The sequence below is a fragment of the Shouchella phoenicis genome (assembly GCF_047238345.1).
In the GTDB taxonomy this organism is placed as follows: domain Bacteria; phylum Bacillota; class Bacilli; order Bacillales; family Bacillaceae_D; genus Shouchella.
Genome location: NZ_JBDFMQ010000001.1, coordinates 398,354 through 424,528 on the forward strand (window position 1 = coordinate 398,354; position 26,175 = coordinate 424,528).

General features: G+C 40.3%; 31 protein-coding genes and 1 riboswitch. Of the genes, 22 read left to right on the forward strand and 9 right to left on the reverse strand.

Annotated elements, in window-relative coordinates:
* Positions 1-31: 31 nt before the first annotated feature.
* From ABC361_RS02185 to ABC361_RS02200, 4 genes are all read left to right on the forward strand, one after another.
* Positions 32-898 (forward strand): sugar phosphate isomerase/epimerase family protein, encoded by an 867-nt coding sequence (locus ABC361_RS02185; protein WP_413072456.1) that lies wholly within the window; start codon positions 32-34, stop codon positions 896-898.
* A 102-nt stretch (positions 899-1,000) separates the two neighbouring features.
* Positions 1,001-2,371, forward strand: a complete 1,371-nt coding sequence (locus tag ABC361_RS02190) for a sugar porter family MFS transporter (protein WP_413072457.1) — start codon at positions 1,001-1,003, stop codon at positions 2,369-2,371.
* A 23-nt stretch (positions 2,372-2,394) separates the two neighbouring features.
* Complete coding sequence (locus tag ABC361_RS02195) at positions 2,395-3,597, forward strand: Gfo/Idh/MocA family protein (RefSeq protein ID WP_413072458.1); 1,203 nt, start codon at positions 2,395-2,397, stop codon at positions 3,595-3,597.
* A 61-nt stretch (positions 3,598-3,658) separates the two neighbouring features.
* Entirely contained in the window at positions 3,659-4,579 is a 921-nt protein-coding gene (locus ABC361_RS02200; protein WP_413072459.1) for a TIM barrel protein, read from the forward strand.
* Positions 4,580-4,762: 183 nt separating this feature from the next.
* Here the strand turns inward: ABC361_RS02200 and ABC361_RS02205 are convergent, their stop codons facing one another.
* Entirely contained in the window at positions 4,763-5,599 is an 837-nt protein-coding gene (locus ABC361_RS02205; protein ID WP_413072460.1) for an STAS domain-containing protein, read from the reverse strand.
* A gap of 169 nt (positions 5,600-5,768) precedes the next feature.
* Here ABC361_RS02205 and ABC361_RS02210 point away from each other — a divergent pair, with 169 nt between their 5' ends.
* The 10 genes from ABC361_RS02210 (at position 5,769) to ABC361_RS02255 (ending at position 13,629) form a co-directional block, all read left to right on the forward strand.
* A complete protein-coding gene (locus tag ABC361_RS02210; RefSeq protein WP_413075703.1) occupies positions 5,769-6,029 on the forward strand; it encodes a metal-sensitive transcriptional regulator in 261 nt (86 codons plus the stop codon).
* Between the two features lie 91 nt (positions 6,030-6,120).
* A complete protein-coding gene (locus tag ABC361_RS02215) occupies positions 6,121-6,600 on the forward strand; it encodes a DsrE/DsrF/DrsH-like family protein (protein WP_413072461.1) in 480 nt (159 codons plus the stop codon).
* 70 nt (positions 6,601-6,670) lie between these two features.
* Positions 6,671-7,237, forward strand: coding sequence for a sulfurtransferase TusA family protein (locus ABC361_RS02220; protein ID WP_413072462.1), 567 nt, complete (start codon positions 6,671-6,673; stop codon positions 7,235-7,237).
* Between the two features lies 1 nt (position 7,238).
* Positions 7,239-8,366: an MBL fold metallo-hydrolase gene (locus tag ABC361_RS02225; protein WP_413072463.1), complete on the forward strand. Its 1,128-nt coding sequence runs from the start codon at positions 7,239-7,241 to the stop codon at positions 8,364-8,366.
* 20 nt (positions 8,367-8,386) lie between these two features.
* Entirely contained in the window at positions 8,387-8,617 is a 231-nt protein-coding gene (locus tag ABC361_RS02230; RefSeq protein WP_413075704.1) for a sulfurtransferase TusA family protein, read from the forward strand.
* A gap of 56 nt (positions 8,618-8,673) precedes the next feature.
* Positions 8,674-9,450: a sulfite exporter TauE/SafE family protein gene (locus ABC361_RS02235; protein WP_413072464.1), complete on the forward strand. Its 777-nt coding sequence runs from the start codon at positions 8,674-8,676 to the stop codon at positions 9,448-9,450.
* A 120-nt stretch (positions 9,451-9,570) separates the two neighbouring features.
* Positions 9,571-9,673, forward strand: a riboswitch (SAM riboswitch).
* Positions 9,674-9,814: 141 nt separating this feature from the next.
* On the forward strand, positions 9,815-10,852 hold the full coding sequence (locus ABC361_RS02240) for a methionine ABC transporter ATP-binding protein (protein ID WP_413072465.1): 1,038 nt from the start codon (positions 9,815-9,817) through the stop codon (positions 10,850-10,852).
* The gene (locus ABC361_RS02245; RefSeq protein ID WP_413072466.1) at positions 10,833-11,513 is read left to right on the forward strand and encodes a methionine ABC transporter permease; all 681 of its coding nucleotides are present in this window, start codon (positions 10,833-10,835) and stop codon (positions 11,511-11,513) included. The genes ABC361_RS02240 and ABC361_RS02245 overlap by 20 nt, the downstream gene beginning before the upstream one ends.
* 22 nt (positions 11,514-11,535) lie before the next feature.
* Positions 11,536-12,405, forward strand: coding sequence for a MetQ/NlpA family ABC transporter substrate-binding protein (locus tag ABC361_RS02250; protein WP_413072467.1), 870 nt, complete (start codon positions 11,536-11,538; stop codon positions 12,403-12,405).
* 18 nt (positions 12,406-12,423) lie between these two features.
* The gene (locus tag ABC361_RS02255; RefSeq protein ID WP_413072468.1) at positions 12,424-13,629 is read left to right on the forward strand and encodes a M20 family metallopeptidase; all 1,206 of its coding nucleotides are present in this window, start codon (positions 12,424-12,426) and stop codon (positions 13,627-13,629) included.
* Between the two features lie 28 nt (positions 13,630-13,657).
* Here the strand turns inward: ABC361_RS02255 and ABC361_RS02260 are convergent, their stop codons facing one another.
* Entirely contained in the window at positions 13,658-15,469 is a 1,812-nt protein-coding gene (locus ABC361_RS02260) for a DNA ligase D (RefSeq protein ID WP_413072469.1), read from the reverse strand.
* Between the two features lie 84 nt (positions 15,470-15,553).
* On the opposite strand from ABC361_RS02260, the gene ku reads away from it, so the two are divergent.
* The 5 genes from ku to ABC361_RS02285 all read left to right on the forward strand — a co-directional run bounded on the left by ku (position 15,554) and on the right by ABC361_RS02285 (position 18,522).
* Positions 15,554-16,384 (forward strand): non-homologous end joining protein Ku, encoded by an 831-nt coding sequence (ku, locus tag ABC361_RS02265; RefSeq protein WP_413072470.1) that lies wholly within the window; start codon positions 15,554-15,556, stop codon positions 16,382-16,384.
* A 103-nt stretch (positions 16,385-16,487) separates the two neighbouring features.
* Positions 16,488-16,781, forward strand: coding sequence for a hypothetical protein (locus ABC361_RS02270; protein ID WP_413072471.1), 294 nt, complete (start codon positions 16,488-16,490; stop codon positions 16,779-16,781).
* Between the two features lie 38 nt (positions 16,782-16,819).
* Positions 16,820-17,218, forward strand: a complete 399-nt coding sequence (locus ABC361_RS02275) for a VOC family protein (RefSeq protein ID WP_413072472.1) — start codon at positions 16,820-16,822, stop codon at positions 17,216-17,218.
* 78 nt (positions 17,219-17,296) lie between these two features.
* A complete protein-coding gene (locus tag ABC361_RS02280) occupies positions 17,297-18,151 on the forward strand; it encodes a hypothetical protein (RefSeq protein ID WP_413072473.1) in 855 nt (284 codons plus the stop codon).
* Positions 18,148-18,522 carry a VOC family protein gene (locus tag ABC361_RS02285; RefSeq protein ID WP_413072474.1) on the forward strand — a complete coding sequence of 125 codons (375 nt, stop codon included), beginning with the start codon at positions 18,148-18,150 and terminating at the stop codon, positions 18,520-18,522. Before ABC361_RS02280 ends, ABC361_RS02285 begins: the two co-directional genes overlap by 4 nt.
* A 78-nt stretch (positions 18,523-18,600) precedes the next feature.
* Here the strand turns inward: ABC361_RS02285 and ABC361_RS02290 are convergent, their stop codons facing one another.
* Complete coding sequence (locus ABC361_RS02290; RefSeq protein WP_413072475.1) at positions 18,601-18,867, reverse strand: hypothetical protein; 267 nt, start codon at positions 18,865-18,867, stop codon at positions 18,601-18,603.
* Between the two features lie 82 nt (positions 18,868-18,949).
* On the reverse strand, positions 18,950-19,249 hold the full coding sequence (locus ABC361_RS02295; protein WP_413072476.1) for a hypothetical protein: 300 nt from the start codon (positions 19,247-19,249) through the stop codon (positions 18,950-18,952).
* A gap of 288 nt (positions 19,250-19,537) precedes the next feature.
* On the opposite strand from ABC361_RS02295, the gene ABC361_RS02300 reads away from it, so the two are divergent.
* The gene (locus ABC361_RS02300; protein ID WP_413072477.1) at positions 19,538-20,935 is read left to right on the forward strand and encodes an L-cystine transporter; all 1,398 of its coding nucleotides are present in this window, start codon (positions 19,538-19,540) and stop codon (positions 20,933-20,935) included.
* 17 nt (positions 20,936-20,952) lie between these two features.
* Here the strand turns inward: ABC361_RS02300 and ABC361_RS02305 are convergent, their stop codons facing one another.
* The 4 genes from ABC361_RS02305 to ABC361_RS02320 all read right to left on the reverse strand — a co-directional run bounded on the left by ABC361_RS02305 (position 20,953) and on the right by ABC361_RS02320 (position 24,028).
* Positions 20,953-21,732, reverse strand: coding sequence for a YibE/F family protein (locus tag ABC361_RS02305; protein WP_413072478.1), 780 nt, complete (start codon positions 21,730-21,732; stop codon positions 20,953-20,955).
* The gene (locus ABC361_RS02310) at positions 21,729-22,847 is read right to left on the reverse strand and encodes a YibE/F family protein (protein ID WP_413072479.1); all 1,119 of its coding nucleotides are present in this window, start codon (positions 22,845-22,847) and stop codon (positions 21,729-21,731) included. Before ABC361_RS02310 ends, ABC361_RS02305 begins: the two co-directional genes overlap by 4 nt.
* 106 nt (positions 22,848-22,953) lie before the next feature.
* Positions 22,954-23,490 (reverse strand): GNAT family N-acetyltransferase, encoded by a 537-nt coding sequence (locus tag ABC361_RS02315; RefSeq protein ID WP_413072480.1) that lies wholly within the window; start codon positions 23,488-23,490, stop codon positions 22,954-22,956.
* Between the two features lie 274 nt (positions 23,491-23,764).
* Positions 23,765-24,028 (reverse strand): hypothetical protein, encoded by a 264-nt coding sequence (locus ABC361_RS02320; protein WP_413072481.1) that lies wholly within the window; start codon positions 24,026-24,028, stop codon positions 23,765-23,767.
* Between the two features lie 328 nt (positions 24,029-24,356).
* Between ABC361_RS02320 and ABC361_RS02325 the strand changes: the two genes are divergently transcribed.
* Together ABC361_RS02325 and ABC361_RS02330 are read left to right on the forward strand one after the other, a co-directional pair.
* Positions 24,357-24,530, forward strand: a complete 174-nt coding sequence (locus tag ABC361_RS02325; RefSeq protein ID WP_176554382.1) for a hypothetical protein — start codon at positions 24,357-24,359, stop codon at positions 24,528-24,530.
* Positions 24,531-24,676: 146 nt separating this feature from the next.
* A complete protein-coding gene (locus ABC361_RS02330; protein ID WP_413072482.1) occupies positions 24,677-25,426 on the forward strand; it encodes an SDR family NAD(P)-dependent oxidoreductase in 750 nt (249 codons plus the stop codon).
* 85 nt (positions 25,427-25,511) lie between these two features.
* Here ABC361_RS02330 and ABC361_RS02335 read toward each other — a convergent pair whose 3' ends face one another.
* The gene (locus ABC361_RS02335; RefSeq protein ID WP_413072483.1) at positions 25,512-26,108 is read right to left on the reverse strand and encodes a nitroreductase family protein; all 597 of its coding nucleotides are present in this window, start codon (positions 26,106-26,108) and stop codon (positions 25,512-25,514) included.
* Positions 26,109-26,175 lie beyond the last annotated feature (67 nt).

The following is a 26,175-nucleotide window of genomic DNA, read 5'->3' on the forward strand; positions in this document are numbered from 1 at the left end:
GAATGAACAGTAGATGATGGAGGGAAAAGAGATGAAAATTGCGCTTGATCCAACAATGTATAGAGATTTGCCTTTAACAAAAATGGTGGATAAGGTAGCTGAACTGGGCTATGACTATATTGAGCTATCACCTAGAGAAGATTTCTTACCATTTTATAAGTACCCACGCGTAGACCGGGCTAAGATTAAAGAATTAAAGAGAGCGTGTCAAGATGCAGGTGTGCAAATAACTTCTCTGTTACCAATGCAACATTGGGCTGGACCAGAAGAAGAGGATCGTCAAGCTGCTGTACGAAATTGGAAACGTTGTATTGAGGTAGCGGTCGATTTAGACGTTGATTTAGTTAATACAGAGTTCACCGGTCATAAGGACAAACCGTTTAAATGTGAGCAAATGTTTATAAAATCGATGGACGAATTGATGCCGATCTTCGAGAGAGAAGGCGTGAAACTTGATATACAAGCACACCCATTTGATTTTATAGAAAGAAATGATCAAGCGGTCGATTTGATTAGAGGGTTGGATAAAGATTGGATCAATTTATTCTACTCCGTTCCACATACATTTTTCTATGATGATGGTATTGGCGACATTGCCTCCATGTTTGATTATGCTGGTGATAAATTAACACACATTAATATTGCTGATACTTACAACCATAGAGGGTCTGAGGATCTGCGTTATATTGTGAATCCTCCAGGTGCAAACGTTACAGTTCATCAACACCTTGACATAGGGCAAGGTGAAATTAATTGGGATATGTTGTTCTCAAAACTTCGTGAGATTAAATTCGATGGGATTGCAACGATTGCTATTTTTGCATGGTTTGAAAGAGCGGATCAATCAAATCGTTTTAATCTTGAGAGAGTGAAAAAAGAATTGGCAGAATTGCTTTAACATGAACAGGGTGAGAGGGCGATTTGAAAAAATTGCCCTTAGCTAATAGCTATTAAGTAAGCGCTGTCTTTTGTGGCGTATCTCATTAAAAGGATGAATTCAATGAACGAAACGAAACCATCAATTTTAAGAAGAATTATTGTACTTTCAACTTTTGGCGGTTTGCTATTTGGTTACGATACAGGTGTTATAAATGGTGCACTCCCTTTCATGTCACAACCAGATCAGCTAGATTTAACAGCTTTTACCGAAGGGTTGGTAGCTGCTTCCCTTTTATTAGGTGCTGCGGTAGGGGCTGTTTTTGGTGGTAGGTTTTCCGACGCGCTAGGACGTAGGAGAACCATAAAGTATTTAGCCATTCTTTTCTTCGTCACCACTTTAGGCTGTACATTAGCGCCGAATATGGAAGTTATGGTCTTTTTCCGTTTTCTTTTGGGTATGGCTGTTGGTGGAGCTTCTGTGACCGTACCTACTTTTCTTGCGGAGATGTCTCCAGCTAAAAGTAGAGGGCGGATCGTAACCGTTAATGAACTAATGATTGTTTCAGGGCAGCTATTGGCTTTTACCGTGAATGCTGTACTTGGAAACTTAATGGGTGATAATGACCATGTGTGGCGATATATGCTTGTTGTTGCTGCAATCCCTTCTATTATTCTTTTTGTAGGCATGTTAATGGTTCCGGAAAGTCCAAGATGGCTCGTGGCAAAGGGTCGAAAAGAAGAAGCTGCGACAATACTGGCGCAAATTCGTGATGAGAAAGAAGCCAATATCGAATTAACTGATATTGTTCGTGCAAATGAAAGGCAGAAGGAGCAAACGGAGGCGACATTTAAAGATTTTAAAGTGAAGTGGGTTCGTAAGCTATTAATCTTAGGGATTGGTATAGCGGCGGTACAGCAATTAACGGGTGTTAACTCAATAATGTACTATGGAACAACCATCTTAAGAGATGCCGGCTTTGCAACAAATGCGGCATTAACGGCGAATATAGCAAATGGATTGATCTCTGTTATATCTGTATTTGTTGGGATCTACTTACTTGGTAGAGTTGGAAGAAAGCCAATGCTGATAACTGGACAGATTGGAGTTATCGTTTCACTGAGTCTTATATCCTTTACATCTTATTTCTTTGCAGGTACGGAGTATTTGCCTTACATTGTCATATCATTGACCGTTACATTTCTTGCTTTTATGCAAGGTGCTATTGCTCCTGTTACTTGGTTAATGTTAGCGGAGATTTTCCCATCACGTTTAAGAGGGTTGGGAATGGGGATCAGTGTATTTTGTTTGTGGATCATTAATTTTTTATTAAGCTTAATGTTTCCACTAGCTTTAAGTACGTTAGGGTTATCCAGTACTTTCTTAATTTTTGTAGCATTGAATCTACTTACTTTATTATTTGTAATCAAATTTTTACCTGAAACGAAAGGGAAAACGTTAGAAGAATTAGAAGCACAATTCAGAGCAGGATAATATTTTCATAAGGAGAGTTGTATATGTTAAATGGAGAACGATTAGTTAATAGACCGTTTAGATGGGCAATGGTAGGTGGGGGAAGAAAAAGTAATGTTGGCTATAAACATCGAACGGGAGCACTAAGAGACAATGCAAATTTTCAATTAGTAGCCGGTGCCTTTGATATTGATCCAACGCAAGGAAAAGACTTCGGTGTAAAGATTGGTGTTTCCTCGGATCGTTGTTATGATAATTATCAAGAAATGTTTGCAAAAGAGCAAGATAGAGAAGATGGTGTAGAGGTGGTTACTATTGCTACACCAAATGGTACACACTATGAAATAACTAAAGCTGCATTGAAAGCTGGATTACATGTTATTTGTGAAAAGCCTCTTTTCTTTTCATCAGCAGAGGGTGAGGAAATAAAAGATTTAGCCGAGAAGCAAAACAAGATTGTAGGCGTAACATATGGCTATTCGGGAAATCAACTACTGCTGCAGATGCGAGCGATGATTGAAAAGGGGCAGATAGGGGACATTAGGGTCGTTGATTTACAATATACCCATGGATTTAGTGCTACGGATGAGCCTGAAAAAACAAGCGATGCCCAAAAATGGAGGGTTGACCCTAAAGTGGCTGGTCCAAGTTTTGTTATTGGGGATTTATCCACACATACCTATTATATGTCGCAAATGATTATGCCGCATATGAAAATCGCAAAACTATTGTGTGATCGACAAAGCTTTGTAGGATCAAGATATCCATTGGAAGATAATGCGCATATCTTAATGCGTTATGAGAATGGAGCAGTGGGAACGATGTGGGTTTCCTCAATTAATGCAGGTTGTACTGATGGTCATCGAATTCGTATTGTAGGTTCAAAAGCAAGTTTAGAGTGGTGGGATGATAAACCTAATGAATTAAGATATGAAGTTCAGGGAGAACCAGTACGTATTCTATATAGGGGGAATGATTATTTAGATGATCTAGCAAAAGAAGATGAAAGGTTAGGGGCTCTTCATACCGAAGGACTTTCAGATTTTTGGGCAAATATTTATCATCGTTTTGCGCTTGCAATTGAAGCAAAGAATAGTGGAGACTTGAAAACTTTAGAAGCATTAATTTATCCTGGAATCCAAGCGGGTATAGATGGTATTCGGTGGGTTGAGAATTGTGTGAGATCTGCAAATGCAAATTCTACCTGGATTGAATATGATCATAGTGGTCAAAAGCTTCATGTTTAAAAAATGGAAGAAAATTACTATTTTTCTAAACGCTATAGAACCATTGATTGGAGTGGGGTAGATGATTATAAGTGGAGCACCATGTAGTTGGGGAGTCGATGATGTGAAAAACCCCTATCTACCGGATTGGAAGTGTGTGTTAAGCGAGGCGAAACAAGCAGGGTATAATGAAATTGAGTTAGGGCCCTATGGCTATTTCCCGTTGGAGAGCGATGACTTTAAACATGAATTGAAAAAAAACCAATTGAGTCTTATTGCGGGTACAATCTTTGACAATTTAGTCTTAGAAAGTAAACAAGAAGAGTTAATCAATCAAACCCATGCTATCTGCAAAGGGTTAGTAGATCTACAAACTCAAAATAATAAAAGTCATCCCTTGTATTTAGTTATTATTGACTGGGGTCATGATGAAAGAGATTTATCGGCGGGCCTTCCGGAAGAAGCGCCTAGATTAGATGATGTTGAATGGAACCGTATGGTTACACATATTACTGAAATTGCCAAAGTGGCAAAACAGTTTGGTGTAAGACCCGTTATACATCCTCACGCTGGTGGGTATATTGAATTTTCTGATGAATTAGAGCGGATTGTTAAGGATATTCCTAATAATGTAGCTGGATTGTGTTTAGATACAGGACATTTATTCTATTCTAAACAAGACCCAGCCAAGCAACTGTACAAATATGCTTCACGGTTAGATTATATCCATTTTAAGGATATTCAACCAGAGATCTATTCAGTAGTTATAAATGAAAAGACTCGTTTTTTTGAAGCATGTGAAGCAGGCGTAATGTGTCCAATAGGCAAGGGTACTTTAGATTATGGAGAAATTTTTAGTGTTCTTAACCTTATTGATTATCAGGGCTTTATTACTGTAGAACAAGAAAGGGACCCTAAAGATATAAAAACAAGCCTAGATGATATGAAAAATAGTACAGCTTTTTTGGTACATATGAGAAAAAAGGTTGAAAACACTTTGTAATTAGTGAAAATTGTTATTAGGTTAGTCTGACATTAATCATTATTGTACTTGGCACATATCTTATTTTTTCACCGTGGGGAATTGCACAATAGGAACAGACCAGCTGTCTTAGAGACTGCTGGTTTTTCTATACCAAAAAAAACAATCAAATGCTGTTATGAGCAATTGATTGTTTTTGTTTTTTTAGGAATGGGTGACTTCTAATAATTCATCGAGTGCACGTTCAATGGTCGAATAGATTTTCGTGGTGGCGAAATCAATTCCTAGTGTAACGGATGTTTGCGCAATTTCAGGTCGAACCCCTGATAAGGAAGCCTTAGTTCCTACTAATTTTAATCCATCAATGAGAGAAAAGAGTTGATTGGCAACCATTGTATCGACGACCGGGACACCGGAAAGGTCAATCAATAGGGAGTGAATATCAGTTGAGACACATTGTTCTAACGTCTGTGTAAAAATGACCTGTGCACGATGTGTATCAATTTCTCCTACTAACGGTAAGAGTGCAATATTCCGACGCAGTTTAATGATTGGCGAGCTTAGCTCTGTGATCATGGCTTGTTGGGCACGTAATTGTTCGTCTGACTGTTCCATATTGCTACGGCTAAAGGCAATGACGATTTCTTTAAACCCTTTTAAAAGAATGTTGTGCCAGTGGTCGTATTGAGCGAACGTCACAGACTCCCGATTTTCTGCTATATATGTTCTGATCAGTGTCAGGTATTGGTCCTGTACATTTAGAAATTCTTCAATAATTTCAGGGATCGGCGTTGCCAAATGGGCTTGATCTTTGGCAATGGAGAGAATCCACTTTTCAAAGGCTTCATTTTGCTGAGCCTTGTAATCTTCGCGAAAAAGTTCACAAAACAATTCGTGAAAAGCATGATTTTGTTTTTTTAACCGTTCAATTTTCACCGGATCATTAGAACTGTAAACACCTTCTTTGGACTTGTCCAGATCCGTATACCACTGTTCAGTTAAATTCCAAGTATTTGCTTTCAAATATTTATATAGTGACATGAGAATCCCCCTTTAACGTTATTATTAGCGTTCTACAGTCTATTTGTCTACATAAATATTTCAGAATAGTATTAGTTCGAAAATCGAAGGAATCCTGGATTAGATGCTTGACATTATACCTATAGGGGTATATGATGTGAGCATAAATAAAGCGAAAGAGGTGAACAAATTGGAATATACGGATCAAATGAAAAATCGTTTGAAACGCATTGAGGGTCAGATTCGTGGCGTTTTAAAAATGATGGAAGAGGGCGAAGATTGTCGCGACGTAGTGTCTCAACTTTCTGCTTCTCGAACAGCGATTGACCGCACAATGGGTGTGATTGTAAGTGAAAACCTCGTTGAATGTGTGCAAAAAGCAATTGAAGATGGAGAAGACACGAAAGAGTACGTTGATCAAGCTGTTAATTTACTCGTGAAAAGTCGCTAAGGTAGACAGGAAATCGTCTGTCTATCTTAGAAAAATTTTTTATCTTTTATAATACCTATAGGGGTACATGTATATGAATGGAGGAATTAAAATGAGTGAAGAGAAAACAACCAATATTATTTTATTTAGTGGCGATTATGATAAGGCGATGGCGGCATACATCATTGCCAATGGGGCTGCGGCCTACGACCATAACGTCACGATTTTCCATACATTTTGGGGATTAAATGCATTACGAAAAGATGAGCCAATAAAAGCCAATAAAAGCTTTATGGAAAAAATGTTTGGCAAAATGATGCCTCGTGGACCAGAGAAGATGGGGTTATCAAAGATGCAGTTTGCCGGAATAGGACCAAAGTTGATTAAAAACGTCATGAAAAAGCATAATGCGATGCCCTTGGCTGATTTAATTCATCTAGCAGAAGAGCAAGACATCAACTTAGTTGCGTGTACAATGACAATGGATTTACTAGGTTTAAAAAAAGAAGAATTACGAGAAAGTAGTCAATATGCTGGGGTTGCTGCTTATTTGGCAGACGCCGAAGATGGAAACGTCAATCTATTCATTTAAGAATGGAATTCATTGATGTGCCAATGTCGAAGGACGGCATGAATAGGTAAGAATAAAAGGGGTGTATGAAATGAAAGATCTGAAACATGATGTACTCGTAGATGCAAAAGGGTTGGCTTGCCCAATGCCGATTGTGCGGACAAAAAAAGCGATGAAACACATCGAGCCAGGAAGTGTGGTTCAAATTCAAGCAACTGATAAGGGCTCTACTGCGGATGTAAAAGCATGGGCACAAAAAGCCGGGCATGACTATATCGGTACTGCTGAAGAAGGCGACACCCTTAAGCATTACTTGCGTGCAGCTGGAAGTCGAGTAGAAGAAGCTCCTTCTTTCCCTCATGTTATTGACAATGAAGGTTTGCAAACAGCCATTCAGACTAACGAACCCATGACGATTCTTGATGTCCGTGAAACGAATGAACATGAGGAGGCTCATATTCCAGGGGCTCAATCAATTCCGCTAGGAGAATTAGAAACGAGAATACAAGAAGTCGACAAAGAAAAAACCGTCTATGTCGTTTGTCGAACTGGCAATCGCAGCGACTTAGCGGCACACACATTATCGAAAAATGGCTACACGCAAGTGGTTAATGTGATTCCTGGTATGAGCAAGTGGAAAAATGAAGGAGGAAAGTAAGATGAGTTTAAGAGCGATGTCAGCAAAAGAACTAGCAATGAAAGTGGTTCAGCAAGAGCCATTGTTTATTCTAGACGTTCGAAATGAAGATGCGTTCCAGGATTGGAAAGTGGAAGGCGCACAATTTGACTATTTGAACGTTCCTTATTTTGACCTACTGGATGGGGTAGAAGAAATCTTACCGAAACTCCCTTCTGATCAACCGATACTCGTTGTATGTGCAAAAGAAAATTCATCGATTATGGTTGGGGAGATGCTAGTCGAAGAAGGGTTGGATGTAGCTTATCTATCCGGTGGTATGAAGGCTTGGAGTGAACATTTAGAGCCCATCAAAGTAGCTGATTTAAGTGCAGGAGGCGAGTTGTACCAATTTGTACGGCTTGGAAAAGGCTGTCTTTCTTATATGGTAATCTCGGGTAGTGAAGCCGTTATCATTGATTCAGCACGGATGACAGATGCTTATGTATCGCTTGCTAACGAAAAAGAAGTATCCATTGCGCATGTTTTAGACACTCACTTACATGCAGATCATATCTCTGGGGGTCGGACCCTTGCCAAACAAACGAAGGCAACGTATTGGCTTCCTCCAAAGGATGCAGAAGGAGTGACATTTAGCTATGAATCGATCGAAGACGGCACACACATCACCGTAGGGGCTACAACAATTGACATCCAGGCGCTCTATACACCAGGTCACACGATCGGTTCAACGTCCTTCATTATTGACGATGTTTATCTGCTATCAGGGGATATTCTGTTTATTGATTCCATTGGTAGGCCCGACTTGGCAGGGAAAGCAGAAGACTGGGTAACGGATCTAAGAAACTCTCTCTATAGAAAATACAAAGACTTATCGTCAGAGCTAATTGTACTACCTGCTCATTTTATGAATGTGGATGAATTAAACGAAGACGGCAGCGTTGCAGAAAAATTAGGGGTCTTATTTGAAGAAAATCATGGTTTAACTGTGGATGATAAAACGACATTTCGCTCCATGGTGACAGACAATCTACCGCCACAACCGAATGCTTATCAAGAGATTCGCGAAACGAACCTAGGCGTTAAAAAACCAAGCGAAGAAGAACAACGAGAAATGGAAGTCGGACCAAATCGCTGTGCCATTCGCTAAACAAAAAGGAGACGATAATGATGGATGTAAACAAAGTATTAGACGCTAAAGGAATGGCATGTCCAATGCCCATTGTAAAAACGAAAAAAGAAATGAAGGAACTAAACGTTGGGGAAGTTTTAGAGGTGCAAGCAACGGATCAAGGGGCATTAAAGGATTTTGAAGCGTGGGCTAATTCTACTGGACATGAATTGTTACAGTCAAAAGAAGAAGGTGGCGTTCTCACCTTCTATATAAAAAAAGGCGAGTAAAGAATGATGAGAAGAGGGCGAAGGAATCCCTCTTTTTTATCGGTTAGGAGATTTTTATGGACATCTTGTTCATTATCACGATTTTCTTCATTGGCTTTTTCGGTTCATTTATTTCAGGGATGGTTGGGGTTGGTGGTTCAATTATAAAATACCCCATGCTCCTCTTTATTCCACCGATGCTCGGTTTCACTGCTTTTTCGGCACATGAAGTATCAGGTATTAGTGCCGTACAAGTCTTTTTTGCCGCCTTAGCAGGTGTATGGGCCTATCGAGGTACAGGCTATTTACACCGCAAACTTATTATCTATATGGGAAGCAGCATTTTAATTGGGAGTTTTATCGGGGCGTTTGCGTCAAACTTCTTCCCTGAAAGCTCAGTTAATCTCGTCTATGCCTTATTAGCAACGATTGCGGTTGTACTAATGTTTCTGCCTAAGAAACAAATTCCTGAACAACCAGCCAACCAAATCTCCTTCAATCGAGCTCTTGCGGCTAGTTTATCGTTTATTGTTGGGATCGCTTCAGGGATTGTTGGAGCGGCAGGGTCATTTTTGCTCGTTCCGATCATGTTAACCGTATTAAAGTTACCTACACGAGTAACCATTGCTACCTCTCTTGCGGTCACATTCATCTCTTCAATCGGCTCAACGGTTGGGAAAGTAGCGACCGATCAAGTGTTATATGGTCCCGCAATTGTTATGATTATTGCAAGTGTTCTTGCTGCTCCTATTGGTGCGAAATGTGGTCAAAACATGAACACGAAAGTCCTGCAATGGTTGTTAGCGCTGCTTATTCTAGGATCTGCGATTCAAATATGGATGACACTCTTTTAATTGTTAAGTATTTAAAAAGTCCGCTTCACGATGAAGCGTTTTCATTAAAAAATTATAAAAAAACTCTTGCATTCTGAAAATAAAATCTGCTACACTACGTTCAACAACTAATTAAATATTTTCTTATTAAGAGGAGCGGAGGGACTGGCCCGATGACGCTTCAGCAACCCCACTATGGTGGAAGGTGCTAATGCCTGCAGGAAAACTTCCTGGATGATAAGAGCGTGGATAATTCATTGACTTTTCGCCCCTCTTTCATTTTTGGAAGAGGGGCTTTTTACATGTTAAAAAAGGAAAGACGAAGATATCAGGGAGCGTTTTATTAAATAATCTGATTAAATATATATGGATAGGAGGAAATGGTGTGATTGAATTCAAAGGTGTCTCAAAAACATTTTCATCGAATGGGCAAGACATCCATGCACTGCGCGAAATTGATTTACAAATTGAAAAGGGCGATATATATGGGGTCATTGGTTTTAGTGGAGCGGGTAAAAGCACACTCATTCGGACTGTTAACTTAATTGAAAGACCCACAGCAGGTGAAGTGATTGTGAATAAAGAGAATTTAATGCACCTAAATTCTCGTCAACTTCAAAGAGCCAAGCGAAATATCGGGATGATTTTCCAACACTTTAATTTACTTCAATCGAAAACAGTGTTTGAAAATGTTGCGACGCCATTGCGTTTAGTAAAGACAAAGAAATCGGCTGTGAATCAGCGTGTAAATGAACTATTAAGCTATGTGGGCTTAGAAGCATTTGCTTCACGTTATCCAGATCAGCTTTCAGGTGGACAGAAGCAGCGGGTAGGAATTGCTCGGGCCCTTGCATCAAACCCTGAAATTCTCTTATGTGATGAAGCAACGTCGGCGCTTGATCCGGAAACAACGAGCTCGATTTTGCAGCTTTTAAAGCAAATTAATAAAGAATACAACATTACCATATTGATGATTACACATGAACTCGGTGTTGTTCGTGAGATTTGTAATAAAGTTGCAGTGATGGATGATGGACGCATCGTTGAAGAGGGTAACGTTGAAAAAGTACTCTCTCAACCTGTACATGAGACAACGAAGAAGTTTGTTCGATCGATTATACCTGATGACCTACCGCAAAAAGTGAAGCAACATCTTGAAAATAAAGAGAGTGACGAACGAATCTACCATGTCCAGATTACGGACGATGCGGACCAAACAGCGCTTTTCAATGATTTAGTTCATCAAGGACTGAATGTTTCACTTCTTCATGCTTCGATGCACGAAATTCGTGAAACTACGTTTGGATCAATCTATGTACGTGTGAAGGGAGATGCGGTTGCTCAACAAGCTGCACAACGTTATTTTGATAAAACATCTTCAGAGATAAAGGAGGTAACAGCACATGCTGGACTGGTTGCCTGAACCGATTCGCCCACAAATTTCAAATGATATTTTAGTCGATGCAATGTTTGAGACCATTTATATGGTGGCTTGGTCATTATTATTTTCAGCGATTCTTGGAGTCGTGCTCGGCATTATTCTTGTCGTGACGAGGCCAGGTCATATTATGGAAAACCGTGTTGTCTACAATGCGATCAACCCGGTTATTAATGTCTTGCGGTCAATTCCATTTATTATTTTGCTTGTTGCCATTATTCCGTTAACGCGTTTGCTTGTTGGGACTTCTTTAGGAACGACAGCGGCGATTGTGCCGCTCGTGTTTTATGCAGGCCCTTATATCGCTCGTTTAATCGAAAACTCTTTGTTAGAAATCGAGCCTGGCATTATTGAAGCGGCTGATTCGATGGGGGCTTCGAAATGGCAAATTATTTTTAAATTTCTCGTCCCTGAAGCAATGAGTTCCCTCATTCTCAGCATGACAACTGCTACGATCGGACTTGTAGGTGCAACCGCTATGGCTGGTGCAATTGGGGCAGGAGGAATTGGCGATGTTGCGATTGCTTATGGGTATAACCGTTTTGATGACGGGACAATGTTTGTAACCGTAATGATTTTAATTCTGATGGTTCAAGCGATTCAAACATTTGGAAACATCGCTTCTAAAAAAGTAAGAAGACGATAGAGAGAGAAGGAGAGAACATCTTATGAAAAAAATTCATCAAGCCCTGTTAGTAGCAGGTGCCACAATCGTTACATTAACAGCATGCGGAAACGACACATCTACTCTTGCTGATGTAGGAGACGCCTACAGTCCAGAAAACCCTGTTGATGTGAAAGTGGGCATCACTGGTTCGGACTCACCTGAGTGGAATCATGTTGCAAAGTTGGCGGAAGAAGAAGGGATTAACGTAGAAATCGTTCGGTTTAGCGACTATGTTCAGCCAAATCAAGCATTAGCAGATGGATCGATTGATATAAACGCGTTCCAAACGGTATCTTTCTTTGACAATTTTAGAGAAGAACACGATTTAGACTTAGCTGCTATTGGCTCAACTGTGCTTGCGCCAATGGGGTTGTATTCTGATAAATTTGACAATGTCGATGATATCCCAGATGGGGCTGAAATTACGATCGATCGTGAAATTACAAATCAAGCGAGAAACTTAATGCTGCTGGCAGAAGCAGGGCTGCTTGAATTAGAAGATGATTTTGGTGTGACGAGTGGGCTTGATCAAATTAAAGACAATCCGAAAGATTTAACACTGACAGAAATCGCACCGGCCAATGCGCCTCGTTTAATGCAAGATGTTGATGCTTCAGTTATTAATAATGGATTCGCTGTTGATGCGGGCCTTAGTCCGGCAGAGGATGCCATTTTTAGAGAAGACGAGACAGCTACACCGTATATTAATATCATTGCTGCTCAAACAAAAGATCAAGACAATCCTGTGTTGCAACGCCTTGTCGAGATATATCAGTCGGAAGACGTGGAGAATGTCATTTTAGAAGAACATAAAGGGGCTCGAATCCCGACAGCTATTTCGTTAGATGAGTTAAATAGCTATCCTAGATAATGGTGAGGAGTGATCAAGATGCCAACAGCGATAAAAGAAATTCAAGAAGCCATTCAAGCGCATTTGATTCAACATCGCTTAACTTATATTAAAACCAGTCATGCGATTCATGAAAATCCAGAAGTCGGTAATGAAGAAGTGTTTGCTTCTTTAACCTTAACAACCTTATTAAGAGAAGCGGGTTTCACAATTAAAGAAGGCATTGCTGGTCATCCAACCGGATTTGTTGCTGAAAAGCGCGTAGGCGAAGGACCAACGATTGCTTTTCTTGCTGAATATGACGCGTTACCGGGATTAGGACATGCTTGTGGTCATAATATCATTGGAACCACTAGTGTAGCCGCCGGTATTGCGCTAGCAGAACAATTAGAAGAGATTGGTGGGCGTGTTGTCGTGCTTGGTACACCTGCTGAAGAGGGCGGAACGAACGGAAGTGCGAAAGGAAGCTTTGTACGTGAAGGCTATTTAGAAGGCATTGACGCTGCCTTAATTATTCACCCTGCGAACGAAACAAGACCGTCAGGCGCCTCGCTTGCTGTTGATCCTGTTGATTATATTTTTCGCGGTGTTTCTGCGCATGCGTCTGGTTCCCCGGAAAAAGGAGTAAATGCACTCGATGCAGTCATCCAGCTTTTTAACGGCATAAATGCGCTACGTCAGCATGTCACAGACGATGTTCGCATCCATGGGATCATCCCAGATGGCGGAGATGCGCCAAATATCGTGCCAGACTATGCGCGAGCAAGATTTTATATTCGAGCTGATTCACGGCCGAAAGCAAATGATGTACGTGCGAAAGTAGATGCGATTGCGCAAGGAGCTGCATTAGCAACAGGGGCAGAAGTGGAGATTGCGGAGTTTCAAAATAAAGTTGATAACCTCATCCCAAATAACACGTTAAATGAGGTGTTTACAGAAACATTTACCTGCCTAGGCGAAACGGTTATTCCTGGGGAAAGAGATGGGCTTGGTTCAACCGATACTGGCAACATTAGTCAAGTGGTTCCGACGATTCATCCATATATTAAAATTGGGTCGAGTGATCTAATTGCACATACCGTACCTTTCCGAGAAGCTGCGGCTTCGCAAAAAGGAGATGAAGCCTTACTAACAGGCGCTAAAGGTCTAGCGCTCATTGGCTATCAGCTCCTTACGAATCCAGTCATACTTGAAAAAGCAAAAGATGAACTTGAAGTTCGAAAAAGAGTGGCAGAGACACGATAGTCGTAAAGACGGTACTAAGGGACCGTCTTTACGTTTGTGCCAGAAGTTTATTAAGCTGATGAAGGACTTGTGTAAATTGTTTACCTTGTTCATCTACATTGTGACGAAACGTTTGGAACGGGTCACCTTCTGTTTGGAGACGTTTTAAAACGGTTGGCAATGTAAACATTGACGGTTCAAGTTTAGGTGTCACGTCTTCCCAATAAAGCGGAGTGGCGACCCATCCACGGACATGACCACGAGGTGAGTAAGGTGCAATAATCGTTTTGCCATCATCGTGTTGTAAATAATCCACATATAAGCGGTCTTTTCGATTTTTCTTTAACCGTTCAAGCGTGAACAAGTCTGTGTTTTGTTCCACGACATATGTACTTATAAAGCGACAGAAGACTCTTGTCTCTTCATAAGTGAACTGATCCTCCGGTAAAGGCAAATAAAGCTGCAACCCTTTGTTTCCAGACGTTTTAAGATAAACCTGTAATCCAAAGGAATCAATCACTTCTTTTAACGCAATGGCTGCTTTGACCGCTAAAGAAAAGTGGTTCACATCAGGTGGGTCTAAATCAAACACCAATTCTGATGGACGTGTCTGATCTTTCTTTTGAAAAGGCAAATGGTACTCTAATACAAGCTGATTCCCAAGCCATAGCAATGATTCAGTACTGTTACAGACAACATAGTCAATATCATCCTTTTTATACGTTTCTATAAAAGCAGGTGCATAGTCAGGACAGTTTTTTTGGAAAAATGATTCGCCGTTTGACCCGTGAGGATAGCGAATTGATGTGAGCAGCCGTTCCGTAAAAAAAGGAAGCATAGCAGGTGCTACAGTATGCAAGTACTGTAAAAAATCTATTTTTTCAAATTTGATTGCTGGCCATATCGGTTTATCTCCACTTGTAATGTCGACCTTAGAAGGCAGAGGATTGATCTGTTGGAGGAGATGTTGCCACGTGCAACGCTCAGCTTCTTCTTCAAGTAAGAAGGAATGGAAAAATGGCTCTCGTAAGTGCACGCCATCAAAGCCGATGCAGCCAATTTTTACACAGATCGATGGTGACAAGGACCATTTTTCTTTATCAATACGTGTACCGTTTTTCTCGAAAAGCGCAGCGAGCATTAAACGATCTTCAGTTTTTAAACCATTTGAAAACTGAACAATTGGAACGAGCGTATTGCCTTGATAAACGGCACCTTGAAAATAACCGTTCCCTTTTTCGTATTCGGTCAAAATGACGTGAGCGTATTGATAGTACTTGATTTTCAGCCACTGAGTCGATCGTTTCGTTTCATAAACGCTTGTTTCCTTTTTTGCGATAATGCCTTCCCCGTTATGTTGCTCAATAACCGATTCTATCTCTTTTGTAGTCTGAAACGTTTGAATGATAGGCAGAACTGGCGAATCGAAAGGAAGTGAATGCAACGTTCGTTTTCGGTCTTTTAAGGGTCGCTCTAATAGTGAAACGCCTTTTTCCATCAAAAGGTCAAAAATCATGAGTGTTAGAGGCAAGCGCTGTGCGTATTTTATAATCTGTGTCTTCGTACGAAGTTTTGCGCGTCGTTGGACAATGGAGAAGTTACTTTGATAGGGATTTACCTTGGAAATGATCTCTGCATCTAATAGAAGCGGGAGGTGATTTCTTATTTTTGATTTCATTTCCGTACAAGCATCAATAATCTCAGGAAACGAATTCGTTAGTTCTTTTTCATTTCGACTAAATAAACGAGGCCCTGTTTCATCCCAGTGAAGTAAGCATCGATACCCATCGTATTTCACTTCATAACGCCAATGATCTCCTTTAGGGAGCTTGGGTGCTGTTGTGGCTAACATCGGTTTCATCTTTTCACCTCACCCCTTTAGTCTGACCTCGACTACATAAAATATGAGTTTTCCCCACATATTAAGGAAAAAGGATGTGAAGGCATGCATACTGTTTGGAAAGGGAGTATTAGCTTCGGTCTCGTAAATATCCCTGTAAAGCTTCATACCGCAACGGAAAACAAAGATATCAAGCTGAGACAACTTCATAAAAAGTGTCATACGCCAATCAATTACAAAAAAGTTTGCCCTGATTGCGAAGAAGAAGTGAAGAATGAAGACATCGTAAAAGCCTATGAGTATGCGAAAAACAAATTTGTTGTTCTTGATGCAGAAGATTTAGAGCAACTTAAAAAAGAACAAGAAGACAAAGCGGTAGAAATTATTGATTTTGTGAAGTTAGAAGAGATTGACCCGATTTATTTTGAAAAAAGTTACTTTATCGCCCCTGATTCTAATGGAAGTAAAGCCTATGGCTTGTTGCGTGAAGGGTTACTGAAATCTAAAAAAATTGGGATCGCTAAAATTATAATTCGTTCAAAAGAACAATTGGCGATTGTACGTGTCTATCAGACAGGGTTAATGATGGAGACCATTCACTTTCCAGATGAGGTCAGAAAATTTGAAGATGTACCAAACGTACCTGAAGAACAAGAAATAGTAAAAAAGGAATTAGACGCAGCTCTAATGTTAATTGAACAACTGACTACTCCGTTTGAACCTGAAAAATACCAAGATGACTATCGCCATGCGCTTATGGAGTTAATTGAAAAGAAAAAGTCCGGGGAAGAGATCGTAACCACAACACAAGAAGCGAAAACCGATTCAAATGTAACCGACATTATGTCCGCGTTGCAAGCGTCGCTTGATAAAACGAAGCAGAAAAAAGCTCCCGCAAAGAAAAAAACGTCTACTAAAGCAAAGAAAAACGCTTAGAAGGAAAGTAAAACCTTTCCTTCCTTCCCTGTAATCTCCTTTCGCTTCAAGCCGTTGCCTCTTTTATACTAGAGAACAAGAGATGGTAAAAGGAGAGTACGGAGTGAATCAAGTAGAAGTTGGCCAATTTTTACAAAAGAAAAAAAATGTCTTCAGTGACAGTGTTCGTTTATTTATTGAGTGGAATGAAAGCTATCATTTTCAAACAAAAGCATTTGAGTGGCTTTATGGAAACGTCACCGTGCTAGCTGCGGTAGAACATACCACAATTGATCAAATCCTTCTAGGTAGATTAATGGATCAAACGTTTTTAGACGTGCTGTCTTTCTTTAAAGATGAGAATGAGCGAAAGAAGTTTCAGACCTATACGAATATAAGCCCGCTGTTTTCTTCGTAAATGATAGAATTGATTAAACGAAGAAGAGGGGGCTGTTTATGTTTTTTGAAATGACGTATCAAGTGCGGGTGTTGAATGTTGAAGAGGGTATGCGTTGGTACACGACATTTTTTAATCGTGAGGCTGATTTTATCCCTCACGAAGGGTTTGCAGAATGGGAGATGTTACCTGGATGTTGGCTGCAAATGGCGGAAGGGCAACCGACGCAAGGGAGTGGTCCAGTGCGTTTGGCGGTCGAGGACTTAGAAAAGGAAATAAGACGTTTGCAAGAGACGTTAGAAATTGTTGAAATAGAGGCGTTTTCACGAGATGAAGTGCCTGTGAAGTGGACAACATTTTCAGATCCATGGGGAAATCGTATAGGTTTGTTTGAATATCGAAATAAGTTGGAAGAACAGCAGCGGATAAACGAACTGCGCTCGAACAAACAGAAATAAAAAGATGTTCAACGACGCTTATCATTCAAAACGGCATCCTTTATAATAGAGAGAGAATGTAAAGGGTAGGTGATTTCTATGAATCATGAGGAAGCGTACCGTCGTTTGAACCTTTCAGAAGATGCAACGGATGAAGAGGTAGAGCGACAATACATGATGTGGATTCGGAAGCATAAGGCGGATTCAACGATTTCATTAGATGAAAAAACGGAAGCGTATACATATATTCGCAACACTGGGGATTATGGTACAGAAAAAGAAGACACGGTTAAAGAGAAATGGAATCATTTTTTTTATTATTACAAAATCCACATGCTCGTTGGGGTTGTTGGACTCATGATACTTGCTACAGTTGGGCGTACGGTTTATTCGAACTACCAGGAGCGACAAGAACTTGCAGCATTACCTGAAGAAAACGTGGAAATCATGTTCTACGGCTCGTTTCTCCATCCTCTTTCTGGATCGGGTGAAGAGGCTGAGGCTTTGGTGGAAGAAACTATCTTAAAAACGATGCCAGCTTGGGACCGGGTTGTTACGACGTTAACGTATCACTCGATTGAAACAGACAACCTTGCTGATGTCGGGGCTCAGCAACGTGGGACGGTACTTCTTGCAACGGAGCGTCCTGATCTGTATGTGTTTGATGAAGAGACGTTCTATGCGTATGTTGAAGGAGGTATGTTTGAACCGCTTGATCAGATTAATGAAGAAATCGTCGAGAAAGCGCCTGCATCTGCGCTCATTTATTCGGCATTAGAAGATGAATCGGAAGAACAATTATTTGGCTTGCAGCTTGAAGGGCATGGTTTATTAGAAAATGTTGAGACGCATGATGATGTGACGCAAATTGCTGCGATCCGTCAAGATTCGGATAAGAAAGATAATGCGCTTGATCTGTTGCTACAACTGCAGGAAGAGGGAGGGAATCCGTGAAAATAACAGGAATTCACCACATTAGTCTCGTTGTGAGTGATATTGAACGCGCGCGGGCATTTTATGGCTCAACCATACAACTACGAGAAGTAGTGCGGCCGCCATTTGATTTTGCAGGCGCATGGTATGCGTTAGGCCCACAGCAACTTCATTTGATTGAAGATAAACATGGAAGCAGGCAGAATGACGAGATTAAAACAAGAGGCAGACATGTTGCGTTTTACGTAGAAAATGTGGATCAAGTAATCGAATTTTTACAGCAGCGTGACATCCCATATCTTGATAAAAAATTCAGTATAAGTGGCTTTCATCAAATTTTTATGAATGATCCAGATGGAAATACGATTGAATTTATGAGTGAAATCGATTAAAAAATAAGCTCTTAGCGATTGACTAAGGGCTTATCTTTTATTTATATGAACCGTACGGATAACGTTTGCTCGTTACGGCTAATTTTGGTACTTTCCATCATCTAAATGTTTTGTTTCGTGTCGCTCTTTTTTTATGAAAAAGTAAGACCAGTAGAGTGATCCAACAAGTCCTGGTACTGCGGCTATAAAGAACGCTCCAAGGTAGCTGATCGAAGCAAATAATTGGTCATCCCAAATCATTCTCACTAGATAAAGAATGCCAATGCCTGCGAGCCCGGTGATCACTGCACCGCCGAGACCGAATGAAAGGAGTACGAGTGCAATATGGCTTTTTGTGGTTTTCATTTGTAACAACTACTTTCTATGATGTGAGTCATTCTTTTTTCAAAGATGCTTTTTTATTTGGTAGGTGTTGCTTCTAGAATTATTATGAGTCTTTGCAAATGACGACTAATACTTGGCCTTTTTTTACCGTTTCTTTTAAAATATTGGATTGGGTCGTGTTAAATCCACAACCCTCAAGGGATTTGTCAATGCTAGATTGATCTTTATTGTATGTTACGTTTTCTGCCGGCAGGTCATAGTCGATTGATGTTTTGGTTTGTTTTCTTTTAGGAAAAGGCACAATAACGTTAATACAGGAACGATCGTATTTTTTCTTCATTATTTCTACAGCTTGGTAAGCTTCAGCTTCATTTTTGTAGTCTTTAAACATAGGTTGTTGCATGATTTCACCTCTTTATCTTCTAAGCTAGTTATTCTTTTTTTCCACTTAGAAAACGAATTAAAACCTCATTTTATCGTTGAATCTAGTGTAAGAGTGTGGGTATTTCATTAATAATTTTCTCATAAAAATCAGAAACAATAACAAAGAGGAACTACACTTCTCACGTACTAAAAAGAATGAATCTGCATATACTTTAAAAACCTAGTTGACTAATCGGGATAAAAGGAATAAAGTGTAGTATGAACTAATTTATAGACATATGTTAAAGAGCGAAAGGGAGGGTTCACAATGGAAGTTGGCTTAACGATTGCAGTCGTTGCGTCCGTATTCATTGTTGCTGCAGTCCTGTTTTGGATGCAGCGAAAACATTTATCATTTTCAGTACGCGTATTAACCGCTCTTGGGGCAGGGATTGCGCTCGGCTTTATTTTTCAATTTTTCTTTGACCCAGCGTCCAACGTCATTGTAAACGCAATGGATTGGATTGGCATAGTCGGAACTGGCTATGTACGATTTTTACAAATGATTATGATGCCACTTATTTTTGTGGCGATATTATCTGCTTTCACCCGGATTACGGCGGCAAAAGAAGTGGGGAAAATTAGTGGTCTAGTCATTGGGTTACTTGTGACGACAACGATTATAGCTGGAGCGATTGGATTTACTTCTGCATCAATCTTTAATCTTAGCGCCGATGACATTCAAGTTGGTTCAGCAGAACAGGAACGCGGGCTTTCAATGGAAGAGCGATACGATACGATGGAAAGTACAACCATTCCTCAACAAATCGTGCAGCTGATCCCGACGAATCCGTTCGCTGATTTAACAGGAGAGCGAGCAACATCCACATTAGGTGTAGTCATTTTTGCAGCGTTTCTAGGGGTTGCTTACTTAGGCGTTCGTCGCAAAGAACCGCAGGCGGCAGAAATGTTTGAAAAAATTATCGGCGCGATCTTCTCAGTAGTAATGCGCGTCGTCACGTTAATTTTGCGCTTAACGCCATACGGGGTGTTGGCGATTATGACATCAACAGTCGCTCAAAGTGACCTGGGGGCGGTGGCAACACTTGGAACGTTTGTTATTGCGTCCTATGTAGCACTAGCAGCTGTTTTTCTTGTTCATTTACTCATCTTATTGTTTATGGGACTTAGTCCGGTTCAATATGTGAAAAAGGCATTTCCTGTGTTAGCATTTGCATTTACATCTCGAACAAGTGCGGCGGCACTGCCGATGAATATCCAAACCCAGAAAAAATTAGGTGTACCAGAAGGCACAGCAAATTTCGCAGGCTCATTTGGTCTTTCGATCGGTCAGAATGGTTGCGCAGGTGTGTATCCTGCGATGCTTGCGTTCATGATTGCACCTACAGTTGGTCAAAATCCGTTTGAGCCAGGTTTCATTGCGATGCTTCTTGTGGTCATTGCTATTAGCTCATTTGGTGTGGCAGGTGTCGGTGGTGGCGCGACGTTCGCAGCGATTCTCGTTCTTGCCGCTATGGATTTACCAATTGCACTGGCAGGCTTATTAATTTCAATTGAGCCGTTAATTGATATGGGACGGACCGCAGTGAACGTTTCTGGAAGCATGATTTCTGGTATCTTCACATCAAAAGTGAAGAAAGATTTAAACCATGATGATTACAAAAATGATTCCCTACGTATTGATGCAATTGAAGAAGCGAGCTAATGCAAAACCCGCAATCGTCATTGATTGCGGGTCTTTTCTTTGCGATCGTCACGAACTAAATGAAGGGCTGTAAGGATTGCAGCTATGGGAATAATGAGTGCCACGCCAATCCCAGCACAAAAGATCGTAATCATTTCATTGGCGAACACTTTTGCATTCACCATGTCACCGAGTGAATAGGAAAGATCTTTAAACCAAATAAGTAGGGCGAGTTGGCCACCAAAGAAAGCAAAAAACAATGTGTTTGCATTGGTTCCTAAAATGTCTCGTCCGATTTTCATGCCAAACAAAAACAATCGCTTTATACTAGTCTCACGATGCTGACGCTTGAGTTCCTGCATGGGAGAGGCAATGGAAATAGCGGTATCTGCGATAGCGCCAATCGTACTCATCACAATGACGGAAGCTGCAATTTGTGTGAAATCAAGTCCGATTAAAAGGGAGAAGGCGCCTAACTCTTCAATTTCTTCTTCCCCGAAACCTTGAATCATCGTTTGGCTTGTCATAAATGAAATAAATAAGAGTAAGAGACTAATCGTAATCATCGTAGAGACAAAAGCTGTAATGGATTTACTGCTCCATTCATTAATAATAAATAAGGTTGCCTTAGCAATAAGCGTACACGCAAAAAATGTAATAACGAGCGGGTTGGCATCAGGGTTTGTCATGAAGACAATTGATGCAAATAAAATAATAAAATTTAAAAACAACACCGCAAAAGAACGAGCCCCTTTTTTGCCGCCAATCGCCACCATTAGGATAAAAAGAATCAGCGTTAAGACGGTTAAAACATTCATCCTCTCGCCCTCCTTCTACGAACAAAAAAGATCGACAAATACAGACCTACTGGGATCGCTAAAACAATCCCAATTCCCGCAATAAGTGCCCGAGCAATTTCTAACGAAAGATTGAGAGATAAGATGAAATCGAGTGGAGCTTGATTTCGGAAGTATAATAAAATACTTGGAATCGCGCCGCTTATATAGGCAAAAAACATAATATTAATCATTGCGCCCATCACATCTCGGCCTATTTCTAAGCCGGATGTTTTTAAAGTCGATTCTTCAATGGCTTCGTTTTCTTCATACATACCAAAAATGGAAGCAGACATTGTGATTGAGACATCCATGACAGCCCCTAAAATACCGATTAACACACCTGCCATAAACACGGTATTATAAGGTCGCGTTAAAAATTGCATTTCCTCAAATCGTAACCCTTGTCCATCTAATAAAGTGAGCACAAAATAGGCTAATGCCATCGTAATCGCCGTCACAATTAAAGTAGACAAGATCGCGGTGTACGTTTTTTCATTTGCACCATTCACGAGAAGTAACGTCACGACTGTAAACAAAACCGCACTGACAGCACTAATTGGCAAAAGCCAATCGTTTGATGTTTGAATGTACAGATCTAGTGCGAAGGACAGAATCAAACCATTCACTCCAAGCGAAATGGCAGAATAAAAGCCTTGTTTTTTGCCGACAGCCATTAAGATAAATAAAAAGAACCATCCGACAAGAACAAGGTAATGATCTCGTTTGACATCAACGATTGATCCGGATAAGCGTTCTTCTTCGTTTGATTCAATAAAAACAAAGACATCATTTCCAGGGGAAAAAGAATGATCGTACGCACCTGAGTCTGAGTATTGGTTCGTAAGTTCAATCACTTCTCCTTCCTGTTCGCCGTTTCGTAGTTCAGCCACGATAGCCTGGGTGTAAATCCTATCTTCATTATCAAATTGGTCAACAACGGGTTCCTCATAAGACGTAGTCGTATCAAGTATTGTTGCAATCGGTCGGTCATAAAACGAATAGTTGTTAAACACAAATAAAACAGAAGCGATCGCCAATAAGAAAAGCGCGAGGATCCATACGGAACGTCCTTTAAAAAATAGTAACGAATTCATGCTTTTGCCCAGCTTTCTTTTTCAATTCTGTTTACTTTATCAAGGAGCCACCAAAAAATCAATGTGAAAAACGCTCGCCTCACTTGAGAGGTCGAGCGTTAGGGGTTTATTTGTTTGCTGTCCACTCTTCTCGCAATAAGCCCATGCGAATGGAGTCGTAATAATGCCCATTATAGTAGCGAACGTTTCGAATTCGTGCTTCTAACTTCATGCCGAGCCTATCCGCAGCGCGAATCATACGAGTATTGCCAGACCATGTTGTGAGTCCGACGCGAACATGATCTGTCGTCTGAAAAAGATGGTCGATCCATAGTCGTAGGGCACGTGTTCCGAGACCTTTCCCCCAACGTTGAGCTTGATAAAAAATAATGCCCATTTCAAGCCAATGTTGCTGGACATCTTCATAATAGTAGCTAACGGTTCCACAAATGTCTTGGTCCACGGTAATGACCCAACAATCAGACTGGTCCACCCACGAATCCTTTTTTGCAAGAAAGGATTCGTAAGAGATGGATTGATGAGGGAAGTAAGGGGCGTCCCATTGTTTCCACTCAGGTTGTTCGTCTTTATAGATGAGTTCCCATAATTTCCGTAAGTCTGATTCATGTACTGGTCTTATTTCAAGTTCTTTATCCGTATACATTGGTTTGGTTTCCTCTTTTCATTACTGAATCGAATACGATTGAAAAGAAGATGTGCGCTCTTACAGTTCAATCCCCTTTGTATATGTAAACTGTTTCATAATCATCATCCCTTCCATCATTGTTAGAATAATCTTACCATCGAGACAGATGAAAAGAAACGATTCAAAAAGGATTAAAGAGAGCTGTCAAGTTTGGAGAGCGGCACGCGTTTTACGCGATTTTTTATTCTCAAGCTGTCATGCAGCTCTCAAAAGGTGACATTGGTTCATTTAATTAGATGACTTTTAACGATTGTGCAAGATCCCTTACAGCTTGTAGTTCCTTGTAAGATATTAACACGGAACGAAAGACACGATTTCGTATCGAAATACTTTGGTGAAGCGTCTTTTCAAGTTCTTCAGGATAAGAAGAAGAGACATAGTAAATTAAATCTGAGTACGATAAGTCTAGCTCTTTGCATGATTTGTGTTTCTTAAGAAGGTGATTCTGAATTTTGTTAATTAGCGTGAAAGCTGTTTGATTCTGTCTATGATTCATGATGATCCCCCTTTAATTAGAAAGCATAACAAAAAACAATGACCTCAACCAATACCCTTTCGATAAATTTTTGAAACCCCTTTTTTAAGTATGATGAAAAGAATGTATTTATGACGTCTAACTGAGGAAGCGCTCTCCTGAAGATTAATCGCTATTGGTAGGGGCTTAAGAGGATAAGAAAATCAAGTCTTAAAAACCTGTTAACAAAATGACTGAGAATATGTGAATGTTAAACAGATTGCGAATATCCCTATGATTGGTATCTGATCTATGAGATACTATAGATATTAGACTATATTTAGGCTAATTCGAAAGGTGTTGATCCCCGATGTACAAGGTAGAACGCATTGTTGAAGGGGTAACAGAGACCTTCAAGGACTCAAATAGCTATTTGGACAAAACCTTTGCTGATCCTGTTGCCGCAAATTTGTTGGCAAAAAAACTAAATTTAGATTTGATTATCGCAGACAATGATGTTTGGCGTGTTGTAAATTATGCATAAATACATGGGCACTTGCCTATGTTGACCTCTAAGTGGACAAGCTTAGAGGTTTTTTTGTGAACGATTGAGTGAAAGAAACAATCATGATTCAACTAGTTAGCATACGCTACCTTGTCTCATATTTTATAGAGGATAAGGGTGAGCCGATGATAAAAAAAGTAGTAGTGATCACAGGTGCAGCAAGTGGAATTGGAAGGGCAACAGCACAATTATTCAGTTTGAACAACTATATTGTTGTAGTAGCTGATCGAGATAAAGGCGGTAGTGAAGAAACCGTTCGGCTCCTAAAACAACAAGATTCAGAAGCAGAAGCTACCATCATTTTAACCGATGTCTCGCGTGAAAACGAAGTCAAGGAGCTTATTAACAAAACAGTTGCAAAATATAATCGGATTGATGTTATGGTAAATAACGCTGGACTTTCTGCGGAAACGACACGGTCTAAAGATCCTTTAGAGCAATATCACGAAATTATTGAAACGAATCAACATGGTGTGTACTATGGGATTCAGCATTCAGCGCAAAAGATGGTTGAAATAAAAAATGGGGGCACCATTGTGAATCTTGCATCGGTCATGGCTTACCTTTCAACAGGTGGTGCATATGCATACAGTTCATCAAAAGCTGCTATTGTAATCATGACGAAAATTGCTGCCCACATGTATGCGGAGCATAATATCCATGTTGTTGGGGTTGCTCCAGCCGGTGTGAATACGCCGATGTTAAATGATTTAGGTGAAGAGCAGATTAATTATTTTAGACAACAAATGCATGGGGGACAACTACTGGAGCCAGAAGATATTGCAGAACTAATTTACTTTCTGTCTTCATCTAAGGCATCAGCTGTTAATGGGAGTACAGTTTTTGCAGATGATGGGTATTTATCATTTAAGTAGTTCGTTATAAGGAACTGAGTGAAAACGTATGTTGAAATGAATGCAAAAAAGAAAGGGTTGATTCCCTTTCTTTTTCTAAGAGTACTTATTTTGCAATCTTCACGCGTGATTCAAGCGATTGAAACTCTTTTTCGCCAGGTGTTTGAGCTGGTTTACCAAATGGCATTTGTGCGCGAAGTTTCCATGTATTCGGGATGTCCCATGTAGTAGCGACCATTTCGTCAACAAGTGGGTTATAGTGCTGTAAGGAAGCACCTAAACCTTCGAGCTCAAGTCCAGTCCAGATCGCAAATTGTAGCATTCCTGATGATTGTTCAGACCAAACAGGGAAATTATCTGCATACAAGGCGAAGGATTCTTGGAGACTTTCTACAACACTTTGATCTTCAAAAAATAATACGGTGCCATATCCGCCTTTAAAGCCGTCCATTCTTGCTTGGGAAGATGAGAAATCGCCATCACCAACAACCTCTTTAAGAATGTCAGTTGTTTTCTCCCAGAAAGTATTGTGTTCCTTACCGAAAAGAACAAGCACCCGCGCTGATTGTGAGTTAAACGCAGACGGAACATACTTAACCGCATGCTCTACAATTTCTTGAACGCGCTCAGTTGAAACAATTTCCTCTTTTTCGACTGTATGGTAAGAACGTCTTGTTTCAATTGCTTTAAAAAAATCTGTCATTGTAATCTCTCCTTTTACTTTCTTCTTAAGGATAAGCTCATTTGCTTTTTCCTATTCGCTTTTTTAG

Coding starts and splice junctions, on each gene's coding strand:
- ABC361_RS02230 (WP_413075704.1), top strand. CDS start 8,387: ATGGATGTAAACAAAGTATTAGACGCTAAAGGAATGGCATGTCCAATG.
- ABC361_RS02275 (WP_413072472.1), top strand. CDS start 16,820: ATGTTTTTTGAAATGACGTATCAAGTGCGGGTGTTGAATGTTGAAGAG.
- ABC361_RS02215 (WP_413072461.1), top strand. CDS start 6,121: ATGAGTGAAGAGAAAACAACCAATATTATTTTATTTAGTGGCGATTAT.
- ABC361_RS02185 (WP_413072456.1), top strand. CDS start 32: ATGAAAATTGCGCTTGATCCAACAATGTATAGAGATTTGCCTTTAACA.
- ABC361_RS02330 (WP_413072482.1), top strand. CDS start 24,677: ATGATAAAAAAAGTAGTAGTGATCACAGGTGCAGCAAGTGGAATTGGA.
- ABC361_RS02235 (WP_413072464.1), top strand. CDS start 8,674: ATGGACATCTTGTTCATTATCACGATTTTCTTCATTGGCTTTTTCGGT.
- ABC361_RS02325 (WP_176554382.1), top strand. CDS start 24,357: ATGTACAAGGTAGAACGCATTGTTGAAGGGGTAACAGAGACCTTCAAG.
- ABC361_RS02205 (WP_413072460.1), bottom strand. CDS start 5,599: ATGTCACTATATAAATATTTGAAAGCAAATACTTGGAATTTAACTGAA.
- ABC361_RS02255 (WP_413072468.1), top strand. CDS start 12,424: ATGCCAACAGCGATAAAAGAAATTCAAGAAGCCATTCAAGCGCATTTG.
- ABC361_RS02280 (WP_413072473.1), top strand. CDS start 17,297: ATGAATCATGAGGAAGCGTACCGTCGTTTGAACCTTTCAGAAGATGCA.
- ABC361_RS02190 (WP_413072457.1), top strand. CDS start 1,001: ATGAACGAAACGAAACCATCAATTTTAAGAAGAATTATTGTACTTTCA.
- ABC361_RS02335 (WP_413072483.1), bottom strand. CDS start 26,108: ATGACAGATTTTTTTAAAGCAATTGAAACAAGACGTTCTTACCATACA.
- ku (WP_413072470.1), top strand. CDS start 15,554: ATGCATACTGTTTGGAAAGGGAGTATTAGCTTCGGTCTCGTAAATATC.
- ABC361_RS02200 (WP_413072459.1), top strand. CDS start 3,659: ATGATTATAAGTGGAGCACCATGTAGTTGGGGAGTCGATGATGTGAAA.
- ABC361_RS02220 (WP_413072462.1), top strand. CDS start 6,671: ATGAAAGATCTGAAACATGATGTACTCGTAGATGCAAAAGGGTTGGCT.
- ABC361_RS02315 (WP_413072480.1), bottom strand. CDS start 23,490: ATGTATACGGATAAAGAACTTGAAATAAGACCAGTACATGAATCAGAC.
- ABC361_RS02320 (WP_413072481.1), bottom strand. CDS start 24,028: ATGAATCATAGACAGAATCAAACAGCTTTCACGCTAATTAACAAAATT.
- ABC361_RS02305 (WP_413072478.1), bottom strand. CDS start 21,732: ATGAATGTTTTAACCGTCTTAACGCTGATTCTTTTTATCCTAATGGTG.
- ABC361_RS02310 (WP_413072479.1), bottom strand. CDS start 22,847: ATGAATTCGTTACTATTTTTTAAAGGACGTTCCGTATGGATCCTCGCG.
- ABC361_RS02195 (WP_413072458.1), top strand. CDS start 2,395: ATGTTAAATGGAGAACGATTAGTTAATAGACCGTTTAGATGGGCAATG.
- ABC361_RS02245 (WP_413072466.1), top strand. CDS start 10,833: ATGCTGGACTGGTTGCCTGAACCGATTCGCCCACAAATTTCAAATGAT.
- ABC361_RS02300 (WP_413072477.1), top strand. CDS start 19,538: ATGGAAGTTGGCTTAACGATTGCAGTCGTTGCGTCCGTATTCATTGTT.
- ABC361_RS02290 (WP_413072475.1), bottom strand. CDS start 18,867: ATGAAAACCACAAAAAGCCATATTGCACTCGTACTCCTTTCATTCGGT.
- ABC361_RS02225 (WP_413072463.1), top strand. CDS start 7,239: ATGAGTTTAAGAGCGATGTCAGCAAAAGAACTAGCAATGAAAGTGGTT.
- ABC361_RS02250 (WP_413072467.1), top strand. CDS start 11,536: ATGAAAAAAATTCATCAAGCCCTGTTAGTAGCAGGTGCCACAATCGTT.
- ABC361_RS02295 (WP_413072476.1), bottom strand. CDS start 19,249: ATGCAACAACCTATGTTTAAAGACTACAAAAATGAAGCTGAAGCTTAC.
- ABC361_RS02260 (WP_413072469.1), bottom strand. CDS start 15,469: ATGAAACCGATGTTAGCCACAACAGCACCCAAGCTCCCTAAAGGAGAT.